The following is a 2,541-nucleotide window of genomic DNA, read 5'->3' as shown; positions in this document are numbered from 1 at the left end:
TGCACTGTGGGTGATGGCGTGCCTTTTGAAGAATGAGCCTGCGAGTTAGTGGCATGTGGCGAGGTTAACCCGTGTGGGGTAGCCGTAGCGAAAGCGAGTCCGAATAGGGCGTTTCCAGTCGCATGTTCTAGACCCGAAGCGGAGTGATCTACCCATGGCCAGGGTGAAGCGACGGTAAGACGTCGTGGAGGCCCGAACCCACTTAGGTTGAAAACTGAGGGGATGAGCTGTGGGTAGGGGTGAAAGGCCAATCAAACTCCGTGATAGCTGGTTCTCCCCGAAATGCATTTAGGTGCAGCGTCACGTGTTTCACGCCGGAGGTAGAGCTACTGGATGGCCTAGGGGGCCCACAAGCTTACCGAAGTCAGCCAAACTCCGAATGCCGGTGTGTGAGAGCGTGGCAGTGAGACTGCGGGGGATAAGCTTCGTAGTCGAGAGGGAAACAGCCCAGATCGCCGGCTAAGGCCCCTAAGCGTGTACTAAGTGGAAAAGGATGTGGGGTCGCGAAGACAACCAGGAGGTTGGCTTAGAAGCAGCCACCCTTGAAAGAGTGCGTAATAGCTCACTGGTCAAGTGATCCTGCGCCGACAATGTAGCGGGGCTCAAGTACACCGCCGAAGCCGCGGCAGTCGCACAATACATCCGCATCGAACTACGGTTCGGTGTGCAGTGGTGTGGCTGGGTAGGGGAGCGTCCTGTAGCCAGGGAAGCAGCAGTGTGAACTAGTTGTGGAGGCTATGGGAGTGAGAATGCAGGCATGAGTAGCGAAAGACGAGTGAGAAACTCGTCCGCCGAATGACCAAGGGTTCCTGGGCCAGGTTAATCCGCCCAGGGTGAGTCGGGACCTAAGGCGAGGCCGACAGGCGTAGTCGATGGACAACGGGTTGATATTCCCGTACCCGTGTATCCGCGCCCAATGGCGAGGCAGTTGTGCTAACCATCCAAATCCCAATGGACCACCTTCGGGTGGCTGGAGGGGGCTGCATGGGACCCTGGCTGTAGTAGTCAAGCGATGGGGTGACGCAGGAAGGTAGCTGGGCCAGTCAGTGGTTGTACTGGTGTAAGCCTGTAGGGCGTTGTGTAGGCAAATCCGCACAACATGTGCCTGAGAGGTGATGCGTAGCCGATTGAGGCGAATTCAGTGATCCTATGCTGCCGAGAAAAGCCTCTAGTGAGTTGGTACACGGCCCGTACCCCAAACCGACACAGGTGGTCAGGTAGAGAATACTGAGGCGATCGAGAGAACTGTGGTTAAGGAACTCGGCAAAATGCCCCCGTAACTTCGGGAGAAGGGGGACCAACGCTGGTGAACGGACTTTGCTCCGGGAGCTGGTGGTGGTCGCAGAGACCAGAGAGAAGCGACTGTTTACTAAAAACACAGGTCCGTGCGAAGTCGTAAGACGATGTATACGGACTGACGCCTGCCCGGTGCCGGAAGGTTAAGAGGACCGGTTAGCGCTTCGGCGCGAAGCTGAGAATTTAAGCCCCGGTAAACGGCGGTGGTAACTATAACCATCCTAAGGTAGCGAAATTCCTTGTCGGGTAAGTTCCGACCTGCACGAATGGCGTAACGACTTCTCTGCTGTCTCAACCACAGACTCGGCGAAATTGCATTACGAGTAAAGATGCTCGTTACGCGCGGCAGGACGAAAAGACCCCGGGACCTTCACTATAGCTTGGTATTGGTGTTCGGTACGGTTTGTGTAGGATAGGTGGGAGACTGTGAAACATGCACGCCAGTGTGTGTGGAGTCGTCGTTGAAATACCACTCTGATCGTATTGGACCTCTAACCTCGGACCATGATCTGGTTCAGGGACAGTGCCTGGTGGGTAGTTTAACTGGGGCGGTTGCCTCCCAAAATGTAACGGAGGCGCCCAAAGGTTCCCTCAGCCTGGTTGGCAATCAGGTGTCGAGTGCAAGTGCACAAGGGAGCTTGACTGTGAGAGCGACAGCTCGAGCAGGGACGAAAGTCGGGACTAGTGATCCGGCACCGGCAAGTGGAAGCGGTGTCGCTCAACGGATAAAAGGTACCCCGGGGATAACAGGCTGATCTTCCCCAAGAGTCCATATCGACGGGATGGTTTGGCACCTCGATGTCGGCTCGTCGCATCCTGGGGCTGGAGTAGGTCCCAAGGGTTGGGCTGTTCGCCCATTAAAGCGGCACGCGAGCTGGGTTTAGAACGTCGTGAGACAGTTCGGTCTCTATCCGCCGCGCGCGTCAGAAACTTGAGGAAGGCTGTCCCTAGTACGAGAGGACCGGGACGGACGAACCTCTGGTGTGCCAGTTGTCCTGCCAAGGGCACTGCTGGTTAGCTACGTTCGGAAGGGATAACCGCTGAAAGCATCTAAGCGGGAAGCCTGTTCCAAGATGAGGTTTCTCACCCCCTCGAGGGGGTAAGGCCCCCCACAGACCATGGGGTTGATAGGCCAGAACTGGAAGCACGGTAACGTGTGGAGGTGACTGGTACTAATCGGCCGAGGACTTACCAACGAAGAAGCTACGCGTCCACTGTGCGGTATCTGAAACAACACACAGACAC

1 rRNA gene is annotated in these 2,541 nt (G+C 56.4%); it reads left to right on the top strand.

Annotated features, from left to right (window positions below):
• Positions 1-2,492: ribosomal RNA gene (locus AC3ERS_RS36495) — 23S ribosomal RNA — on the top strand; the annotation flags it as partial.
• Positions 2,493-2,541 lie beyond the last annotated feature (49 nt).

It is taken from the genome of Nocardia sp. bgisy134 (assembly GCF_057708325.1).
Note: the sequence above shows the minus strand (reverse complement) of the source record. Positions and strands in the feature narration are given on the sequence as shown.